This window comes from Bacillus sp. BACIII, from assembly GCF_057836745.1.
Map to the genome: position 1 here is coordinate 2,222,222 of NZ_CM174437.1, position 19,168 is coordinate 2,241,389.

At 49.7% G+C, this 19,168-nt stretch carries 14 protein-coding genes and 1 pseudogene; 2 read left to right on the forward strand and 13 right to left on the reverse strand.

What is annotated here, in order from left to right; genetic code table 11:
• Positions 1 to 44: 44 nt before the first annotated feature.
• The 11 genes and pseudogenes from citM to ACXN9U_RS10805 all read right to left on the reverse strand — a co-directional run bounded on the left by citM (position 45) and on the right by ACXN9U_RS10805 (position 15,631).
• On the reverse strand, positions 45 to 1,343 hold the full coding sequence (gene citM, locus ACXN9U_RS10755; RefSeq protein ID WP_016936787.1) for an Mg(2+)/citrate complex secondary transporter CitM: 1,299 nt from the start codon (positions 1,341 to 1,343) through the stop codon (positions 45 to 47).
• Positions 1,344 to 1,536: 193 nt separating this feature from the next.
• Positions 1,537 to 2,499: a tripartite tricarboxylate transporter substrate binding protein gene (locus ACXN9U_RS10760; RefSeq protein WP_060963343.1), complete on the reverse strand. Its 963-nt coding sequence runs from the start codon at positions 2,497 to 2,499 to the stop codon at positions 1,537 to 1,539.
• A gap of 12 nt (positions 2,500 to 2,511) precedes the next feature.
• Entirely contained in the window at positions 2,512 to 3,192 is a 681-nt protein-coding gene (locus ACXN9U_RS10765; protein ID WP_047476460.1) for a response regulator, read from the reverse strand.
• A complete protein-coding gene (locus tag ACXN9U_RS10770) occupies positions 3,189 to 4,793 on the reverse strand; it encodes a sensor histidine kinase (RefSeq protein ID WP_060963345.1) in 1,605 nt (534 codons plus the stop codon). The genes ACXN9U_RS10765 and ACXN9U_RS10770 overlap by 4 nt, the downstream gene beginning before the upstream one ends.
• Positions 4,794 to 4,942: 149 nt before the next feature.
• Positions 4,943 to 5,662 (reverse strand): annotated as a pseudogene (locus tag ACXN9U_RS10775) (exosporium glycoprotein BclB-related protein); the annotation flags it as partial.
• 2 nt (positions 5,663 to 5,664) lie between these two features.
• On the reverse strand, positions 5,665 to 5,832 hold the full coding sequence (locus tag ACXN9U_RS10780; RefSeq protein WP_489201628.1) for a hypothetical protein: 168 nt from the start codon (positions 5,830 to 5,832) through the stop codon (positions 5,665 to 5,667).
• A 216-nt stretch (positions 5,833 to 6,048) separates the two neighbouring features.
• The gene (locus tag ACXN9U_RS10785) at positions 6,049 to 11,382 is read right to left on the reverse strand and encodes a beta strand repeat-containing protein (protein ID WP_489202491.1); all 5,334 of its coding nucleotides are present in this window, start codon (positions 11,380 to 11,382) and stop codon (positions 6,049 to 6,051) included.
• A gap of 114 nt (positions 11,383 to 11,496) precedes the next feature.
• Positions 11,497 to 12,195, reverse strand: a complete 699-nt coding sequence (locus tag ACXN9U_RS10790) for a hypothetical protein (protein ID WP_060963347.1) — start codon at positions 12,193 to 12,195, stop codon at positions 11,497 to 11,499.
• Between the two features lie 106 nt (positions 12,196 to 12,301).
• Complete coding sequence (locus tag ACXN9U_RS10795) at positions 12,302 to 13,738, reverse strand: anion permease (RefSeq protein WP_007408966.1); 1,437 nt, start codon at positions 13,736 to 13,738, stop codon at positions 12,302 to 12,304.
• 117 nt (positions 13,739 to 13,855) lie between these two features.
• Entirely contained in the window at positions 13,856 to 15,121 is a 1,266-nt protein-coding gene (locus ACXN9U_RS10800) for a pectate lyase (protein WP_489201629.1), read from the reverse strand.
• A 162-nt stretch (positions 15,122 to 15,283) separates the two neighbouring features.
• The gene (locus tag ACXN9U_RS10805; protein ID WP_489201630.1) at positions 15,284 to 15,631 is read right to left on the reverse strand and encodes a YflT domain-containing protein; all 348 of its coding nucleotides are present in this window, start codon (positions 15,629 to 15,631) and stop codon (positions 15,284 to 15,286) included.
• 191 nt (positions 15,632 to 15,822) lie between these two features.
• On the opposite strand from ACXN9U_RS10805, the gene ACXN9U_RS10810 reads away from it, so the two are divergent.
• Together ACXN9U_RS10810 and ACXN9U_RS10815 are read left to right on the forward strand one after the other, a co-directional pair.
• On the forward strand, positions 15,823 to 16,173 hold the full coding sequence (locus ACXN9U_RS10810) for a DUF3212 family protein (protein ID WP_060963349.1): 351 nt from the start codon (positions 15,823 to 15,825) through the stop codon (positions 16,171 to 16,173).
• Between the two features lie 126 nt (positions 16,174 to 16,299).
• Positions 16,300 to 17,319 (forward strand): NADP-dependent oxidoreductase, encoded by a 1,020-nt coding sequence (locus tag ACXN9U_RS10815; protein WP_489201631.1) that lies wholly within the window; start codon positions 16,300 to 16,302, stop codon positions 17,317 to 17,319.
• Positions 17,320 to 17,372: 53 nt separating this feature from the next.
• Here the strand turns inward: ACXN9U_RS10815 and ACXN9U_RS10820 are convergent, their stop codons facing one another.
• Entirely contained in the window at positions 17,373 to 17,819 is a 447-nt protein-coding gene (locus tag ACXN9U_RS10820; RefSeq protein ID WP_489201632.1) for a GNAT family N-acetyltransferase, read from the reverse strand.
• Positions 17,820 to 17,891: 72 nt separating this feature from the next.
• Positions 17,892 to 19,022, reverse strand: a complete 1,131-nt coding sequence (locus ACXN9U_RS10825) for a DEAD/DEAH box helicase (protein WP_489201633.1) — start codon at positions 19,020 to 19,022, stop codon at positions 17,892 to 17,894.
• Positions 19,023 to 19,168: the final 146 nt, after the last annotated feature.

Here is a 19,168-nt window from a genome sequence, read left to right on the forward strand (position 1 = left end):
CCTCCTCTGATGCCTTTAGTGTGCGACGAACAGGCTGTTTTATGTTAAAAAATCGTGATCGCGCCGATAAGGAGTGCAAAGGCAGTCATGACGATAACGGCGAGAACCGCCCATTTCATCGCAAATTTCTGATGCTCATCAATGGTTACCCCGGCAAGCCCGACTAATAAATGCGTCGACGGCACGAGCGGGCTTAACATATGAATCGGCTGGCCGATAATTGAAGCGCGGGCGATTTCCACCTTATCAACACCATACGCCACGGCGGTTTCGGACAAAATGGGCAGTACGCCGTAAAAATAGGCGTCATTGGGCATCAGAAATGTAAAAATACCGCTCGTTAAGGCAACAATCGCCGGAATAAATCCCCCCAGCTGCTCCGGAATAAGCGAAACGAGAGAGATGGCCATTTCATCAACCATCTTCGTCCCCGTTAAAATTCCGGTAAACACGCCTGCGGCAAAAATCATCGACCCGATCGCCAGCACATTGCTCGAATGGGCTGAAATGCGCTCCCTTTGATCGTTAAGCTTCGGATAATTGACAATCAGCGCGATACAAAACGCGATGATGAACAGCACGGTTAAATTCACTTTTCCTGATACTAAAAACCCGACTAAAGAAAGCGTTAACAGTAAATTGAACCACCACAGTTTCGGCCGCTTCCATTCATCTTCCGCAGCCGCAGCCGTTTCATTTGTATGGGACGGCTGCTTTAATTCGATCACCCCGAGCCGTTTCCTTTCCATCCTTCCGAGTACATAAGCGACCGCAATCATACACACCATGCCGCTCGCAATAACAGGCAGCATCGGTCCCGTCAGCTCCGCCGGGTCCACGCCGAGCGCGCTCGCCGCACGCGGCGTCGCGCCGCCCCATGGAATCGTGTTCATAATCCCCATGCCGACCCCGGCGATTCCTGCTAAAATAATCGGACGGATTCCGAGCATGATATATAAAGGCAGCATTGCGCTAGTTGTAATCATATACGTCGTCGAACCGTCTCCGTCCAGCGCGACAAGCATGGTCAGCACGGCTGTTCCGACAACAATTTTGAGCGGATCGCCCTTGACCAGTTTTAAAATACGCGCAACCATCGGATCGAATAAACCGGTATCAATCATAATGCCGAAATAAAGAATCGCAAACATAATCATGACTGCAATCGGCGCCACCTGTTCAATACCGGAGATCATCATCCCGCCGACCCGATTAAATGAAAAGCCGGCAATCAGCGCAAATACGATCGGCGTCAATACGAGCGCCGTTAACACCGAAAGCCGTTTTGTCATAATCAGCACCATAAAAACAACCATCATAAGAAAGCCTAAGATTGCTAACACAGTATGTCCCCCTTATTATGAATACGCTTACATTTTAAAGGCCCGATTCCCCTTTATCCGCCTTTTTGCTATATTATGAGAATTGCATATTGAAGTAAATATTTTGGATTTTAAAGATTTTTAATTTTTTATAACCTTTTCGTTCATTTTGTTCATTTATAAATAAAAAGGATTCCGCATATATGCGGAATCTTTATTTTTCGCTGCTCATCATTTCTTTATAAAACTCGGTCTGCTCTTCTAAAAAGTGTTTTGCGCCGCTGCTGTTTTTATAAAAACTCTCCCAATCCCGTTTTTTCATCATTTGTTTCCACTCCGCAGATGAGGTAATCTGTTTCAAAGCCTGATCCCAATAAGCGATTTCGCCTTCGGTCATGTCTTTCGGTCCCATGATGCCTCTCCAATGCGCAAAGACAAACGGCACCCCCTGTTCTTTCCATGTCGGAACATCGCTGAAGCCTGAAAGCCTTTTGTCAGAAGTAACGGCCGCTAATGTGATTTTTCCTTTCTCATAGGTGTCTCTCGCTTCTGAAATGGTCATCGAGGCGGCATCTATATCGTGGTTGATAAGAGCTTCAATGACTTCATTGCTGCTCCCGTATTGAAAAAAGCGGATATCAAACGGCGAAATTCCCGCCATTTCCGCGGCTCTCGCAAAGGAGAGCTGGTCATCATTTCCGAGACCGGGCGCAAATCCGATCTTTATGCCGCCCGGATGTGTTTTAATATCGCCGAGCAGCTGCTTTCCGCTTTTTATCTTTGAATCTTTCGGAAGAGCGACAGTCTGCCACTCTTTTGCGATAATGGCCAAAGGTGTAAAATCATCTGCCTTCAGCCGGCTTTGTCCTAAAATTTCATTGCTTAACAGCAGGCTTGAATTCATACTGATGACATCCGTTTTTCGTTCGTTTACATATTTCCAGCCGCTGTCTCCGCCTCCGCCGGGCTTATAGACAATCTTTACGGGCCGGTCTAATATATGCTTCCGCTCTATTACCGATTGCAAAGCTTTTGCCGTTACATCCCAGCCCCCTTGAGGCGCTGCGGGTACGACGATTTCAATCGGCCCTCCGGCTGAGCGGATGCCCGCCATCTGCCGTCCGTCAAATGAAACCAGCGCCGCCAGCAAAACAAGGAGCACTCCCAACCGCTTCATTTCTCCCCTCCCTTATTCATGTGCTAAATAATATTTCCGTTCCGGCCTGCCGATAATGCCGTACTCTAATTCAGCGAGCGCTTCTTCCTGAGAAACGAGAAACTCGGCGTAGCGCCGCGCCGTTGTTCTGGAAGCCCCCATTTTTTCACCCAGTTCTTCAGCCGTCATCCCTTTTTCGGCAGTCCTGAGCGCGTTTTTTATCTTTTGGAGTGTAATAGAATTAATGCCTTTGGGCAGATCATTGAGCTGTTTTTGTTCTTTCTGGCCGCTTCCGAAAAACATATCGATGACGGACTGGCTCAGCTCCGGCTGTGAGTGCAGCCATTCTCTTTTTTCACGGTACTGTAAAAGCACTTCTGTAAATTTATGTGCCGAAACCGGCTTTATGACATAGTGGGAAACGCCTGATCTGAGCGCTTCCTGCAGCAGTCTTGTTTCGGCAGAAGCCGTAATAATGATGATATCAACAGAAGGAAAACGGCAGCGGATGAGCGGAAGCAAATCTGTTCCCAGCTCATCCGGCATATAAATATCCAAAAGCAGCAGATCAGGCTGCCGGTTCTCAAGCAGCGATATGGTGTCTTTGGCATTGATTGCTTTGCCGATGACATTGAATCCATCAAGATGTTCGATAAATTTTTCATGGATTTGCGCGATTCGAAAGTCGTCCTCTGCAATCGCGATGTTAATCACACGGATTCCCCCTTTGGCCTTTCTTTCGGTATAAACACCGTAAATACGGCACCGCCGCTCTTTTGCTGCGAAATCTCTATCCATCCCTGCAATTCACTGACGGCTTCCTTCAGATTGGCTAAGCCGTATCCTCTCCTTGTCCCCTTTGAAGAGTATCCCTTTTCAAATATCGTTTCTGTTTTTTCCTGAGGCACCCCGTCTCCTGAGTCCGCCACTTCTATGACAATATCCCTTCCGATATCGGTCATAAAAAAGGATACCTCTTTTTTCTCTTTTTCGGCGACGGCTTCGAAAGCGTTATCAATGAGATTTCCGATGATTGTAATGAGCTGGGATGAGCCCACATGCGCCGGCAGCGATTCTAAAAAGCTGTTTTCATCTATTGAAAGCTTCACTTTCTTCTCAGATGCCTTTCCCATTTTTCCTAATAGTATGGCCTGAACCCGCTGTGAATGAATGTTTTGAAAGAGGATTTCGTGCTGTTCATTCTGGATGGCGTACTCTTCTTTAATCAGTTCAATGGCTTCATCGTATTCTCCCAGTTCCAACAGACCGAGTATCGCGTAAAGCTTATTCGAGAATTCATGCGTTTGCGCACGGAGATCTTCCGAGTATTTTTTTATTTCAGTCAGCTCGTTAATCAGCTTCTTGAGCTCCGTTTTTTCGCGAAAGCTTATGACCGCTCCGTATACTTGCCCGGCCTGTCTCATCTCTTTCACGTTTAAGATAAACACTTTATCCCCGGCTCGCACCTCCACGTTCGGCGGTAATTCTCCGCCTGCAAAAACCGGCATGAGCCTTGCGCCCGGCATGATTTCTTTTATATGCCTTCCGATCATCGGTTCAGGAAGATGCAGCATATCAGCCGCAGACAAATTCATCATGGTCACCGCGCCTTCTTTGTTTACGGCGATAATCCCTTCTTTAATCGCAAGGAGCATCGCATTCCGCTCCCGGTACAGCGCCGCAATTTCATGCGGTTCAAGGCCGAGTGTATCTTTACGGATGCTTTTTGCGAGCGCCGCTGCTCCTCCGATGCCGATAAGAAACACCAAACATGCAAAATAGCTTAAGTGCCGCAAATGCGCTTTCATATCTTTTTCTATCTCATCTTGCAGAAACTCGACTGTCACCGTTCCGACGACTTCGTTATGATTTTTTTCCTCCAGAATAACCGGTGCGCTTCCCCGGACGGCCTTCATTCCGTCAGAAACCGGAGCCCCGCCGAACATGACGGCTTTGTTTTTCAGATTTTGATTGTCTTTCGGAATGCTGCTGCGGTCCGAATGAAACACGGCACGCCCTTTTTGATCGGTCATGTAGACGGCGTGCGCACCTGCCTGTTCTTTCATTTGTTCAATGACGTCTAACTTTTTAAAAGCATTTTGATCCGCAAGCCGGAATGCCTCTTTTACAGGCGGCATGTATGATATGGTTTTTGCCGTCTGCACCGCCAGCTGTTCCGCCTGCTTCTGGCCTTCCTTTAATTGCTGAAAGGCAAATATAACAGTAAGCGTTCCGATGACAAGTATTAATAAAGCCGTAATTAATCCGGCGATTTTCATTTGCAGAGAGACATAAAACCGTTTCTCTTCCAACACAGCACCAGCCGTCCTTTCCTCCTAAAATCATACCACTTTTTATATCCTTATTTTTTATTTTTAAGAATTTTCGTGATCTTTTTCTCTTGCCGATTTTCAAAAAGGATGATAGGCATATTTTCACTTTTGAGGATTTATATAACAAAAAAAAGAAAGCTGACCGTTCCGATTAATCCGCCGGCAATCGTGGTCACGGCAGTCGGAAGACCTGAAGCATAAGGAATGATCGAGCCTGCTCCGGTTGCTCCCGTTACTCCGGTTGCTCCCGTTACTCCAGTGGCTCCGGTTAAACCTGTTGCTCCTGTTATTCCTGTCGCTCCGGTTACACCAGTGGCTCCTGTTATCCCGGTTACTCCCGTTGAGCCGGTTACCCCGGTAGCGCCGGTTACACCAGTTGCCCCCGTTACTCCGGTTACCCCAGTTGCTCCGGTTATCCCGGTTGCTCCCGTTATCCCGGTGGCTCCGGTTATCCCTGTTGCTCCCGTTACTCCGGGGTCGCCTGTTACTCCGGTCGCCCCGGTGAACCCCGTTGCTCCTGTTATTCCAGTGGCTCCCGTTACCCCGGTTGCTCCCGTTATCCCGGTTGCTCCCGTTATCCCTGTTGCTCCTGTTAACCCAGTTGCTCCTGTTAACCCGGTTGGCCCTGTTACCCCGGTGGCTCCTGTTACCCCGGTGGCTCCGGTTATCCCTGTTACTCCCGTTACTCCGGTGGCTCCCGTTAACCCGGTTGCTCCTGTTAACCCGGTTGGCCCTGTTACTCCGGGGTCGCCTGTTACTCCGGTTGCTCCAGTCAGCCCCGTTGCTCCAGTCAGCCCCGTTGCTCCAGTCAGCCCCGTTGCTCCGGTGAACCCCGTTGCTCCGGTCGCGCCTCTCATATGATAATGATTTGGATGACAGCACGGACACCATCTTTCATGTCAGCAAGAGTTTTCACAGCAGCATCCTTCACAGCAATGTGCTCGATTATGGTAACTGCGCCTTTGATTTCTTCTTTTATGTTGGGAATGACAGCAACAATCATTACAATACCGGCAGTCATAATCTCCAGAGTCGTATCTGTTATACCAAGTATCTCCTTTTCTCATTACACCACCTCTTCTTGCATAATATTTTTTCAAAAACAAATGGTGTTTCAAAAACCCATTTAAATGATCAACTGGTCTCTAAGAGTGTATGTTGCACAGCGTTTACGGAAAAAAAGACCTAACCGCGTATCAGTCAGGCCTTTCATCTTTAAAATATCAGACTGCTATTTTCATGAGGTTGTCGGAAAATTTATGCTGTTAAAATCAATATTGAGAGCAGTTGCTGTCGTTAAATTATTAGCAGTTGTGAAAATAACCCTGAGCTGGTAAGTGTTCGTTCCTGCGGTCGGCGCAGTATCCACTGTTGTATCAGCAATCGAAAAACTATCCGTAGCTGCGGTAGTACTAGTTCGCGACAGAGTTCTTGTATGAATTTGTACTGCTCCCCTATATAATCTCACTTCAAAAACAAAGTTTGAATTTGCTGCAGTTGTTAACGCGACACTGAGTGCATAATCAAGCTTTACATTCTGCAAAGCATTAACTGGAATTGCCAGCGTAGCAACGGGAACTTCTGTATTTAACGGCGGATAAACAGTGAGCGGCCCATTAGTTCTTGTGAAGAGCAAGGTTGGTGCACTGCCTGTGGCGCCGGTTGGACCTGTTGAACCGGTTAATCCTGTTGCTCCAGTTACACCTGTTACTCCGGTGGAGCCGGTTGCTCCAGTTACCCCAGTTGCTCCTGTTGCCCCGGTTGCTCCCGTTACTCCAGTTGGACCTGTGGCTCCTGTTATCCCAGTTGTTCCTGTTACTCCGGTTGGACCTGTTGCCCCGGTTGCTCCCGTTACTCCGGTGGCTCCCGTTACTCCTGTTACTCCGGTTGCCCCTGTTGATCCTGTTTCTCCAGTTGGACCCGTTACACCGGCTACACCTGTTGCTCCAGTTAAGCCAGTCGATCCGGTTGGTCCTGTTGGACCAGTTTCTCCAGTCACTCCAGTTGAGCCTGTTGCTCCCGTTACTCCTGTTGTTCCTGTTGGACCTGTTGCCCCGGTTGCTCCCGTTGGGCCGGTTTCTCCTGTCGCTCCTGTTGAGCCTGTTGCTCCTGTCGGGCCGGTTTCTCCTGTTGATCCTGTTACACCAGTTTCTCCTGTTGGACCTGTTTCTCCAGTTGGACCCGTTACGCCAGTTGCTCCGGTTGGTCCTGTTGACCCGGTTGGACCCGTTGGGCCGGTTTCTCCAGTCACTCCGGTTGAGCCTGTTGCTCCGGTTGGACCCGTTGGGCCGGTTTCTCCTGTTACTCCGGTCGCTCCTGTTGCTCCAGTTGAGCCGGTTTCTCCTGTTGCTCCAGTTTCCCCGGTCGATCCCGTTGCCCCAGTGGCTCCGGTTTCCCCGGTTGCCCCAGTTTCACCTGTTACTCCAGTTTCCCCTGTTGCTCCCGTTACACCAGTTTCCCCGGTTGCTCCCGTTACTCCAGCTTCCCCGGTTGGGCCGGTTACTCCGGTTGGACCCGTTGGCCCTGTTGCTCCGGTTGCACCCGTTGCTCCGGTTGATCCGGTTGCTCCGGTTGCTCCCGTTACCCCGGTTGCTCCGGTTGCTCCTGTTACTCCGGTTGGGCCTGTTGCTCCTGTTACTCCAGTTTCCCCGGTTGCTCCTGTTACTCCTGTCGATCCGGTTACACCAGTTGCTCCGGTTGCCCCGGTTGATCCGGTTACACCAGTTACTCCTGTTGATCCGGTTGCACCCGTTGGACCGGTTGATCCTGTTGTTCCTGTTACTCCAGTTGGGCCAGTTGGGCCTGTTGCTCCGGTTGGACCCGTTGAGCCTGTTACTCCTGTTAAGCCAGTTGCACCTGTTGGGCCAGTTTCTCCAGTCACTCCAGTTGAGCCTGTTGCTCCTGTCGGGCCGGTTTCTCCTGTTGCTCCTGTTACACCAGTTTCTCCTGTTGGACCTGTTTCTCCAGTTGGACCCGTTACGCCAGTTGCTCCGGTTGGACCCGTTGGGCCGGTTTCTCCTGTTACTCCGGTCGCTCCTGTTGCTCCAGTTGAGCCGGTTACTCCGGTTACTCCTGTTGCTCCAGTTAAGCCAGTCGATCCTGTTGGGCCGGTTTCTCCAGTCACTCCGGTTGAGCCTGTTGCTCCGGTTGGGCCTGTTGCCCCGGTTGCTCCTGTTTCTCCTGTTGCCCCTGTTACACCAGTTGCCCCGGTTGTTCCTGTTGGGCCGGTTACTCCGGTCGCTCCGGTTGAGCCGGTTACTCCGGTTGCTCCAGTTAAGCCAGTCGATCCGGTTGGACCAGTTACTCCTGTTGCTCCGGTTGAGCCTGTTGCTCCGGTTGGGCCGGTTACTCCGGTCGCTCCGGTTGAGCCGGTTACTCCTGTTGCTCCAGTTAAGCCAGTCGATCCGGTTGGACCAGTTACTCCTGTTGCTCCGGTTGCCCCGGTTTCTCCTGTTGATCCTGTTACACCAGTTGCTCCTGTTGGACCTGTTTCTCCAGTTGGACCCGTTACGCCAGTTACTCCTGTTGGGCCAGTTGCTCCGGTTGGTCCTGTTGACCCGGTTGGACCCGTTGGACCAGTTTCTCCAGTCACTCCAGTTGAGCCTGTTGCACCCGTTACTCCTGTTGTTCCTGTTGGACCTGTTTCCCCGGTTGCTCCCGTTGGGCCGGTTTCTCCGGTCGCTCCGGTTACACCAGTTACTCCTGTTGCTCCGGTTGGACCTGTTTCCCCGGTTGCACCCGTTGGGCCGGTTTCTCCAGTTGCTCCGGTTGAGCCTGTTGCTCCAGTTGAGCCGGTTACTCCGGTTGCTCCAGTTAAGCCAGTCGATCCGGTTGGACCAGTTACTCCTGTTGCTCCGGTTGAGCCTGTTGCTCCGGTTGGGCCGGTTACTCCGGTCGCTCCGGTTGAGCCGGTTACTCCTGTTGCTCCAGTTAAGCCAGTCGATCCGGTTGGACCAGTTACTCCTGTTGCTCCGGTTGCCCCGGTTTCTCCTGTTGATCCTGTTACACCAGTTGCTCCTGTTGGACCTGTTTCTCCAGTTGGACCCGTTACGCCAGTTACTCCTGTTGGGCCAGTTGCTCCGGTTGGTCCTGTTGACCCGGTTGGACCCGTTGGACCAGTTTCTCCAGTCACTCCAGTTGAGCCTGTTGCACCCGTTACTCCTGTTGTTCCTGTTGGACCTGTTTCCCCGGTTGCTCCCGTTGGGCCGGTTTCTCCGGTCGCTCCGGTTACACCAGTTACTCCTGTTGCTCCGGTTGGACCTGTTTCCCCGGTTGCACCCGTTGGGCCGGTTTCTCCAGTTGCTCCGGTTGAGCCTGTTGCTCCAGTTGAGCCGGTTACTCCGGTTGCTCCAGTTAAGCCAGTCGATCCGGTTGGACCAGTTACTCCTGTTGCTCCGGTTGAGCCTGTTGCTCCGGTTGGGCCGGTTACTCCGGTCGCTCCGGTTGAGCCGGTTACTCCTGTTGCTCCAGTTAAGCCAGTCGATCCGGTTGGACCAGTTACTCCTGTTGCTCCGGTTGCCCCGGTTTCTCCTGTTGATCCTGTTACACCAGTTGCTCCTGTTGGACCTGTTTCTCCAGTTGGACCCGTTACGCCAGTTACTCCTGTTGGGCCAGTTGCTCCGGTTGGTCCTGTTGACCCGGTTGGACCCGTTGGACCAGTTTCTCCAGTCACTCCAGTTGAGCCTGTTGCACCCGTTACTCCTGTTGTTCCTGTTGGACCTGTTTCCCCGGTTGCTCCCGTTGGGCCGGTTTCTCCGGTCGCTCCGGTTACACCAGTTACTCCTGTTGCTCCGGTTGGACCTGTTTCCCCGGTTGCACCCGTTGGGCCGGTTTCTCCAGTTGCTCCGGTTGAGCCTGTTGCTCCAGTTGAGCCGGTTACTCCTGTTGCTCCAGTTAAGCCAGTCGATCCGGTTGGACCTGTTGGGCCAGTTTCTCCTGTTACTCCTGTTGCCCCGGTTGCACCCGTTGGGCCTGTTGCCCCTGTTATACCAGTTGAGCCAGTCGATCCGGTTGGACCCGTTGGGCCAGTTTCTCCAGTCACTCCAGTTGAGCCTGTTGCTCCTGTTTCTCCTGTTGCCCCTGTTACACCAGTTGCTCCTGTTGTTCCTGTTACTCCAGTTGGACCGGTTGACCCTGTGATCCCAGTCGATCCGGTTGAGCCGGTTGCACCCGTTGGACCTGTTACTCCTGTTACTCCAGTTACTCCAGTTGGACCGGTTGACCCGGTGATTCCAGTCGATCCGGTTGAGCCGGTTGCACCCGTTGGACCTGTTGCTCCTGTTGTTCCTGTTACTCCAGTTGGACCGGTTGACCCGGTGATCCCAGTCGATCCAGTTGAGCCGGTTGCACCCGTTGGACCTGTTACTCCTGTTACTCCTGTTGATCCTGTTATACCAGTTGGACCTGTTGACCCGGTGATTCCAGTCGATCCAGTTGAGCCGGTTGCACCCGTTGGACCTGTTACTCCTGTTGATCCTGTTATACCAGTTGGACCGGTTGACCCGGTGATTCCAGTCGATCCAGTTGAGCCGGTTGCACCCGTTGGACCTGTTACTCCTGTTGATCCTGTTATACCAGTTGGACCTGTTGACCCGGTGATTCCAGTCGATCCGGTTGCTCCTCTTGCACCCGTTGCTCCCGTTACTCCGGTTACTCCAGTTGGACCTGTTGACCCGGTGATTCCAGTCGATCCGGTTGAGCCGGTTGCACCCGTTGGACCTGTTGCTCCTGTTGTTCCTGTTACTCCAGTTGGACCGGTTGACCCGGTGATTCCAGTCGATCCGGTTGCTCCTCTTGCACCCGTTGCTCCCGTTACTCCGGTTACTCCAGTTGGACCGGTTGACCCGGTGATTCCAGTCGATCCGGTTGAGCCGGTTGCACCCGTTGGACCTGTTGCTCCCGTTACTCCGGTTACTCCAGTTGGACCGGTTGACCCGGTGATTCCAGTCGATCCGGTTGCTCCTCTTGCACCCGTTGCTCCAGTTGCTCCCGTTACTCCGGTTACTCCAGTTGGACCGGTTGACCCGGTGATTCCAGTCGATCCGGTTGAGCCGGTTGCACCCGTTGGACCTGTTGATCCGGTTACCCCAGTTGCTCCTGTGGGGCCTGTAACGCCAGGTTCACCCCCGGTTTGTGCCAATGAAACATCGTCTATTAAAACCGTACCGGAAGAAACTTTACTTAATACAATGACAGCAGAGGCCGCGCCAGAGGGCACACTGCTTGTTTTATAGATTTCAGACCATGTATGAAAGAGCACGTTCGGCAAATTTCCGGGTGTGATATTTTCTTGAACGGAACTGATTTGTTCACCTGCTGCGCTGACATATATGATCTGGAGGGTTACCTGGGGACTTGGCTCATTTCCGAGCGTTGCCAGTGATACGAATAGAGTCAGTGACTGAGCTGAAATGGGGATGATTTGACTGAGGTAAGCATATGGCTGAGTTCCAATAAATTGTGCAGAATATCTCCCTGAATGTGCAAACAAACTGTTAATCTGGGTATTTGCCGAACTCCAACCCTCTAATGTACCGGTTTCAAAGCTCCCATTTATAATCGGATTATTCATTCAAGCTTTTTCCCTCTCCTTTCTGTTGCGGATAACCTTACTTTTTAAGACAGCATATTAATACGGGCTGTCTTTTGACAACCTAAATAAAAAAGGTGATTTCTATTCATCACCTTAGTCCGATCCTTGAATGGGGAATCCCGTTGCAATGAGGGAACGGTTTGCCGCTGTGACTTGTGTGACATGATTCGAAGACAGTACAGATAAAAAGAGCTGATACGCAGCTGTTTCTCCCGCCGTCATTTCCTCGATGTACGTAAAAGGAATCCCCAAGATTTGCCCGCCTGAAGAAAAGAGGTTCAGCTCTTGTCTTAGTGTTTGAATAGATACCCCATTTCTTTGGAGATCGACAGCTAAGTCTAATGAAAAATTAGAAGCGAGCAGATCTAATTCCACATTTACTTGTATGACGGCATCCGTTTTTACCAATTGATCTGTCGGCGCATCTACCACAGTGCTTAATACATTTATCGGTGTTCCTTCTAACGGAATCGTCATTTGTTCTGCTGTATTTTGAAAAGCTACAGCCGGAACCGCACCGGGCGGACCCTCAGGCCCCGGGGGACCGGGCGGACCTGCTTCCCCTTGCGGACCGCGGGAGCCGGCGGGGCCTCTTTTGCCTTCGGGACCCCGCATCTGGGGCACGCACAGGGCAGATCGATTTTCATCTAAAGACGGAAACTGTTTTTCCGTCACTATTTCCGTTTTTTCATTATCATATAGTAATTGTTCATACCAGCGTTTCATATGTCTGCTCATATATTTGTAAGGTTTCTGTTTCAATATCATGTATTGATTACGGCCGCTGCTCATATTATCACCCCGGCTATATTGTATTCACGCTGAAGCCATCATGTGCAGGGCCTTCCCGCCTCTTATCAAAACAAAAAAAGGCAGACCTGAGTCTGCCTTTTTTCTTCTACCATAAACCTAATACTTTCCACCATAATCCGCCAATCACAAGCCATGTCACAATATGGACGATTGACAGGATAAAGCCGATGGACCACCATTTGCTTTGCGAAATATAGCCCGCTCCGAAAAAGACCGGAGCCGCTCCTGAGCCGTAATGCGTCGTCGAACCGAAAAGGTTGCTGAAAAACGCCAGGCTGAGCGCCGCCAATAACGGCGGAGCGCCTGCCGCCACGATGACGGCGAGAAATGCCGCATACATGGCGCTGATATGCGCGGTTGCGCTCGCAAAGAAGTAATGGGTGTAATAATACACAACGATCAGAATCATAAATGCCACAATCCATGAAAAACCGGAAACAGAGGATTTCATCATATTACTGAACCAAGACACCATGCCGAGTTCATTCAGGAAATTCGCCAGCATCACAAGCGCCGCGAACCAAGTCAGTGTATCCCACGCACCTTGTTCCTTTTTGATGTCCTCCCATGTTAATACCTGTGACAAAAGCAAAACGGATAATCCGATCAGGGCCGTCGTCGTTGCGTCGATATTTAAGCTTCCTCCGAAAATCCACAGCGCAAGCACCAATAAAAAGACGATGACCATGGAGAGCTCGGATTTTTTAAACGGACCCATTTCTTTCAATTTTTCCGTTGCGATTTTAGCCGCATCCGGTGTTTCTTTAATTTCCGGCGGATACAGCTTATAAATGACAAGCGGTGTAATGATTAAGCTCGCCAATCCCGGGACAATGGCCGCAATTGCCCAGCTTGTCCATGTGATGTCCACCCCTGCGACATCGTGGGCCAGCTTGGCGATCAGCGGGTTCGCCGCCATTGCCGTCAAAAACATCGCAGACGTAATCAAGTTTCCTTGGAAACCGGTCTTTAATAAGAAAGCGCCGATTTTCCGCTCTGTTCCGTCTGCCGGCGTTGACCCGAAAGTTTCGGATAATGATCTGATAATAGGAAAAATAATGCCGCCCGCCCGTGCCGTGTTACTCGGAATGGCAGGTGATAAAATTAAATCACTGAACAGCAGTGAATAAGAAAGGCCGAGTGTTTTCTTCCCGAACCGTTGTACGAATACGTAAGAAATCCTGGCGCCGAGCCCGGTTTTGATAAATCCCCGGGAAATAAAAAAGGCGATGACAATCAGCCAGATTGTCTTGTTTCCAAATCCGCTTAACGTATTTTCAATAGAAAGCGTTCCCGTTAACGCGGTGACTGCCAATGCAAAAATTGCAATTGCGCCCATTGGCAAGGGCTTGGAGATAAAGCCGATAATTGTTGCGACAAAAATAGCGAACAAATGCCATGCTTTAGGTTCAAGTCCGGACGGCGCGGGAATAAACCAAATGATTAATCCCACAGCAACAGTAATAAGCAAAGGAATGATTTTTACCGCCTGCTGTTTTTTTGCGTCTTTTTCTGAAGCCATTACAGGTCTCCTCCTATTTTGTTGTCTTCCATCCCCCATTCCATTTTACTACTTAACTAAGTTAATAAACGTTTTTGTTAATTAAAAAACACAAAGGGAAATATTCCTTTGTGTTTCTTATTTTAACGTACCCGAACCGGCTTTAGATATAACATCCGGTTTTACATTTGCGGATGAGCCGATAGAGCCGTGCAATGCCGGTGTCCAGCCGACAGACTGACTTAATCCGTTGGCGGCTGACGCGTTAATGGCAGCGCCGTTTAAAAGAGTGCCCTCTTCATGAAGCGCTTTTCCGCCGCTGAAGACACTGATGACCTTACCAGCAGCCAGACCCGGCACCTCAAAAACATTATTCTGTGCATATATTTTTGACGCATATCCTGCGCCCCATGCATAACTGAACGGGTATGCGGCGCTTTTCGAGCCTGCGTAAAAATTATTATAAATATGAACCTGCCCGTACCGGACCCGCGGGGCGCGCTGGACGATGTTCTGGTAATAGTTATGGTGAAGGGTCACCTTCAGTTTTCCTTCATCCGACGTCTTGCTGTCGCTGTTTCCGATGACGGAGCCTTTGTCATGGTCATGATATTTATTATAGGATAATGTCATATAATTCGCCCCGTTGGCTATATCCGTCTGGCCGTCATGGTGCTGATATTTTCTCCCGTAATAGTAGGGAAAACCGCTGTCGGGATTCGATCCGTCATTGAAAGTGCAATGGTCGATCCAGACGTGCGTCGCGCCGTTAATGGTAATATTGTCATATTCCGAGTTCCAGTTGCCGCTGCTGCCGTCAGTCGGGTCCCATTGCGGAAAATAGTCGTATGCGTCTTGAAATTCGATGTTGCGGATGATGACGTTGTCGACGCCGTTCTTCATATTAAAATTTCCGCCTGTCACTTTGGCGTTTGAGCCTGACCCGATGATCGTCGTATTTGAAGGGATATCAATCACGACCCGCGCTTTCTGGTTTTTTTGGGATCGCTGTCTGGCGTCTTCCTGGGTGCCTGACGGTGCTTTTTTCCCCCATTTATCCGGATCGTACGCCTTCAAATAGGCGTTGAGATCATACGCCGGATCTTTATAATCTTGAAAGCCGAGCGTTTTATTGCGGTCGTCGGTATTCATATTGATTGTGCCTTGTATGTAAATAATCTTCGGCGTGCTGTTGGCGCTTCCCCCTAATGCAGAAACGAGCTGCTGTCTGTTTGATACGGTGTATACATTCGATGAAGAGGCTTTCGCGCCGCCGGTTGTCCCGCCGGAAGCGGCTCCCCAGCCGTCATTTGCTCCTAACGTCTGCCGGCCAAGGTCAGCGGCATGGACACCCGCAGGAATCATCAATAAACAAACCGCCAGCATAAATAACATTTTTTTCATGAATTGTGTTCCTCCTGATTTTCGATTCCAATTTATTACAACCGAATTGTATCAAATCAGTTGAGAAACAGCACCGAAAATGTACAGAATGTGTCTTTCGGTTTTATTGCGGAAACCGCAAAAAAATCCCAAGGGACCGAAACCCCTTGGGACCTGATCGGCTTACGCCCATGATTTTACTTTTTCGTTATCCGTGACAAACAGAAGAACTTTTCCTTCATCTAAGCGCTTTTCAAATTGTGACGCTTCCTCTTCTGAAAAGCCGATTTCGTGAATTTTGTTGCGGAGCTCGTCGCCCTTTTTATTAAACATATTGCCGACCGCGTGTTTAATGCCCGTTTCTTTTGCTCCGATGGTATTAACATCCGTATTGTCGGCCAGTCGTTCCGTTCTGTCGTCATCATGAGCAAGCACGTATACATCTTCTTTTGCGACACCCATTTGCTGAAGCTCTTTTACGTCCTGCATCAGTTTTTGATCGTTTGTATACTCTCTTACTACCGGTTTCATTGAGAAGTCCTCCCTTTTGTTTTTGTATATTGTGTGTTTACCCGCTTCACCAAGTGCCAAACAAAAGAAAGAGCGTTCAGTGAAAAATCGGGCAGATTGTCGGTGGATATTTTCTTCCGGGACATGTTACAGTAGGAGAAGCTGCTTTTATCAGAAAAATAAAAATTTTCAAGAGCCGATCACGCAGGGAGGTGGTTCCTATTCATTATTTTTCACCGGAACAGCGATTTAACGCTTGGGTTGTCAGTGATTTAGTGAAACAGGTATTCCGCCGGCATACCCGCTGCCCGGATGGAATAAAAGAGCTTACGGCCTTTGCTGAAGATACCTTTCATATTAATATTGATTTCGTTTTCTCTATTATTATCAATATCGGTGATATCGAATCCGTTCTGCCGAAAGAAATTGAGAATACGCTGGGTACTTATCTGACCACGCTTCAGCCCGTCATTAACGCTGACATGCTTCATTCTTCTAAAACAAATGCCTATGAATATTTGGAACATGAGAAAAACACTGAGATGTTCCGGCTGTTCTATTAAATGACGCATAGGAAAGAAGGGCCCGGGCCCTTCTTTTTTTGTTGCCGGCCGACGGTTTGATTTTGTATTCGGGAAATGGTTCGTGTTACATTTGGAACAAACACTCATGTTGAAGGAGGATGCATCATGCCGAAAAATCAGCAGCAGATTCAATTGGCGAGACGCCCTAAAGGCGTTCCCGCCCATGACGATTTCCGTTTTGAAACGATTGCCGTTCCCGAGCCGCAAGACGGTGAAGTGCTTGTAAAAACAAATTATGTGTCCGTTGATCCGTACATGCGCGGACGAATGCAGGATACAAAATCATATGTCGAGCCGTTCGCTTTAGATGAAGCCATAACAGGCGGAGTGATTGCCGAGGTTCTCACAGACGGCAATAAGCTGAAAAAAGGCGATATCGTGATCGGGAATCTCGCATGGCAGGAATACTCAGCAGTGAATGAGTCCGCCCTCCGCAAACTGGACACGGATATCGCACCCGCCTCGGCGTATCTCGGCATTTTAGGGATGACCGGACTGACCGCTTACTTCGGGCTGCTCGATATCGGCCGTCCGAAAAAAGGCGAAACCGTCGTCGTTTCAGGGGCTGCGGGCGCCGTCGGCTCAACGGTCGGGCAGATTGCCAAAATCAAAGGCGCGCGGGTTGTCGGCATCGCCGGTTCTGACGAAAAAATCGCGTATCTGAAAGAGAAGCTTCAATTTGATGAAGCCATTAATTACAAAACGGCGGATGATATTCAAAAAGCGCTTGAACAGGCATGCCCTGACGGCGTCGATGTCTATTTTGACAATGTCGGCGGACCGATTTCAGATGCGGTGATAAACCTGCTGAATGAATTCGCCCGCATTCCGGTATGCGGAGCGATCTCTTCATATAATACCGAAAGTGAAGAGGAAGACATGGGCCCCCGCGTACAGCCGAAACTGATCAAAACTAAAGCGCTGATGCAGGGATTCATCGTCGGTGATTATGCTGACCGCTTTTCCGAAGGCGCGAAACAATTGGCTGAATGGCTCAAAGACGGGAAGCTTCATTATGAAGAAACGATTACGGAAGGATTCAGCCATATTCCTGACGCGTTTCTCGGTTTGTTTAAAGGAGAAAACAAAGGCAAACAGATCATCAAGGCCAGTGATCCAAGTTAACATGATGATGAAAAAAAGGAGGGCTTTGTCCCCTCCTTTTCTGCTTTTTCGGATCAGCTGCGAAGAATCAAAGTCAGAAAGCCGTCTTCATCCGGCTCCGTATCTTCCAAAGTGAATCCCGCTGCTTGAAAGCAGGCTAAACTGATTCGATTGTCTTTTTCGATGCTTGCCGCCCATTCCCGCACACTGGTAAACCCAGGGTCAGTCAGGAGTTTTTGCAATATCCGTTTTCCGTACCCTTGAAGCTGGCACAATGGATTGACGATCAATCCGATATACACCCGTTCCTCCACAAACTCTATAGAGACTATGCCTGCCGTCAGCTGCCCGTCATATGCCATAAGGACAGTATCATCTTCATCTTTATTCAATCGTGCATACCACGCATCTAATGGCAGCATCGCATCCATTCTCCGTCGGATATTATCGTTTTTAAACCAGTGCTCAAGTATTTTCAGCTCACGTTCCTTCAATTTTTGAAATCTGTCTATTGAAACCATCTTCCCGCCCCCCGCGCGAACCTTTTCTATTATTTCACAACAAAAAACGAAGGGCTTCCCGCCCTCCGTTTCTTATTTCTCAGATAATTTTCCGCCTGAATAAACGGCCTCTTTCAGCTCAATTCCGAGTGATTTGGCCATCTTTTTCAGTTTGGATTCTTCCATCGGCGTGACAAGGCTGAGTACCGTTCCTTCTTTACCGGCCCGCCCCGTCCGGCCTGATCTGTGAATGTACCCGTCTTCATTCGGGATGTCCGCGTGAATGACGTACGGAAGATCGTCGATATCGAGTCCGCGCGCCGCTATGTCAGTCGCCAGAAGCAGCGGAAATTCTCCTCGTTCAAACGCTGATAATATCTTTGCCCGCTCCATTTTTTTCGCTTCTCCGTGCAGGATGCCGAGATCCACGTGATGATAGGCGAGTTTTTCCGCATAGACGCTTAAATTGCCGATATCTCTGACGAACACGAGCGCCTGCATGCCGTTCAGCCGTGACAGCTTTTGCAATAGCTTCACTTTATCCCGCTGATCGCAGACGAGATATTGATGCGTGACGCGCGCTTTTTCCGCCGTATTCCGCTCCACCTTCAAAACGGCCGGTTCGTGTGCAATTCCATTCAGCACCTCTTCTGTCTCCGGCTGCAGCGTAGCAGAAAAGCTTAAAAGCTGGCGGTCTTTCAGCGTCGTTTTAATGATTTTTTTCATTGTTTCGCGGTGTTCCTTTGTCACGAGCTGATCTGCTTCATCAAGAACGATCGTCTTGACTTCATGCATTTTCAGCTTTTTCGCCTGAATCAATTCGAGCACCCTGCCCGGTGTGCCTGCAATGATATGCGGTTTATTTTTGAGCTTTTCCACCTGCTTTTTCACGTTTGCTCCGCCGATTAAAGACAAGGCGCGAAGATCGGCGCCTTTTGTCCAATCCTGAATCACCTGAAAAATCTGCATCACAAGCTCGCGGGACGGCGCTAAAATAATCACTTGCGGATGTTTTTGCTCCGGATTGATCCGCTCCAGAACCGGAAGCGTATACGCCAATGTTTTTCCCGTTCCCGTCGGGGATTCGGCGATGACGTCTTTCCCTTCCATGATCACCTGAGCGGCTTTTTCCTGAATGTCGGTCGGCTTCTGAAAGCCAGACGCCTTCCAGTTTTCGGCGATAAATGGTTGTGTATGCTGTAAAAATGGCCATGTTTGGGTCATGTCGTTCTCCTCAATTCTTAAAATCTACTCCATAGTATCTCAAATGCACGCGGCAAACGCAATTTTCTTTTTCCTTCCAAGCCTTTTAACAAACGGTCTCCTCCTTTATAATCATTAATGAGAAAGACACATAATGAAAAAACGTG

Excerpts from the sequence above, each read along its gene's own strand:
- ACXN9U_RS10780 (WP_489201628.1), bottom strand. The coding sequence starts at position 5,832 with ATGACTGCCGGTATTGTAATGATTGTTGCTGTCATTCCCAACATAAAA.
- ACXN9U_RS10815 (WP_489201631.1), top strand. The coding sequence starts at position 16,300 with ATGCCGAAAAATCAGCAGCAGATTCAATTGGCGAGACGCCCTAAAGGC.
- ACXN9U_RS10760 (WP_060963343.1), bottom strand. The coding sequence starts at position 2,499 with ATGAAGCGGTTGGGAGTGCTCCTTGTTTTGCTGGCGGCGCTGGTTTCA.
- ACXN9U_RS10825 (WP_489201633.1), bottom strand. The coding sequence starts at position 19,022 with ATGACCCAAACATGGCCATTTTTACAGCATACACAACCATTTATCGCC.
- ACXN9U_RS10820 (WP_489201632.1), bottom strand. The coding sequence starts at position 17,819 with ATGGTTTCAATAGACAGATTTCAAAAATTGAAGGAACGTGAGCTGAAA.
- ACXN9U_RS10795 (WP_007408966.1), bottom strand. The coding sequence starts at position 13,738 with ATGGCTTCAGAAAAAGACGCAAAAAAACAGCAGGCGGTAAAAATCATT.
- ACXN9U_RS10785 (WP_489202491.1), bottom strand. The coding sequence starts at position 11,382 with ATGAATAATCCGATTATAAATGGGAGCTTTGAAACCGGTACATTAGAG.
- ACXN9U_RS10800 (WP_489201629.1), bottom strand. The coding sequence starts at position 15,121 with ATGAAAAAAATGTTATTTATGCTGGCGGTTTGTTTATTGATGATTCCT.
- ACXN9U_RS10805 (WP_489201630.1), bottom strand. The coding sequence starts at position 15,631 with ATGAAACCGGTAGTAAGAGAGTATACAAACGATCAAAAACTGATGCAG.
- ACXN9U_RS10790 (WP_060963347.1), bottom strand. The coding sequence starts at position 12,195 with ATGAGCAGCGGCCGTAATCAATACATGATATTGAAACAGAAACCTTAC.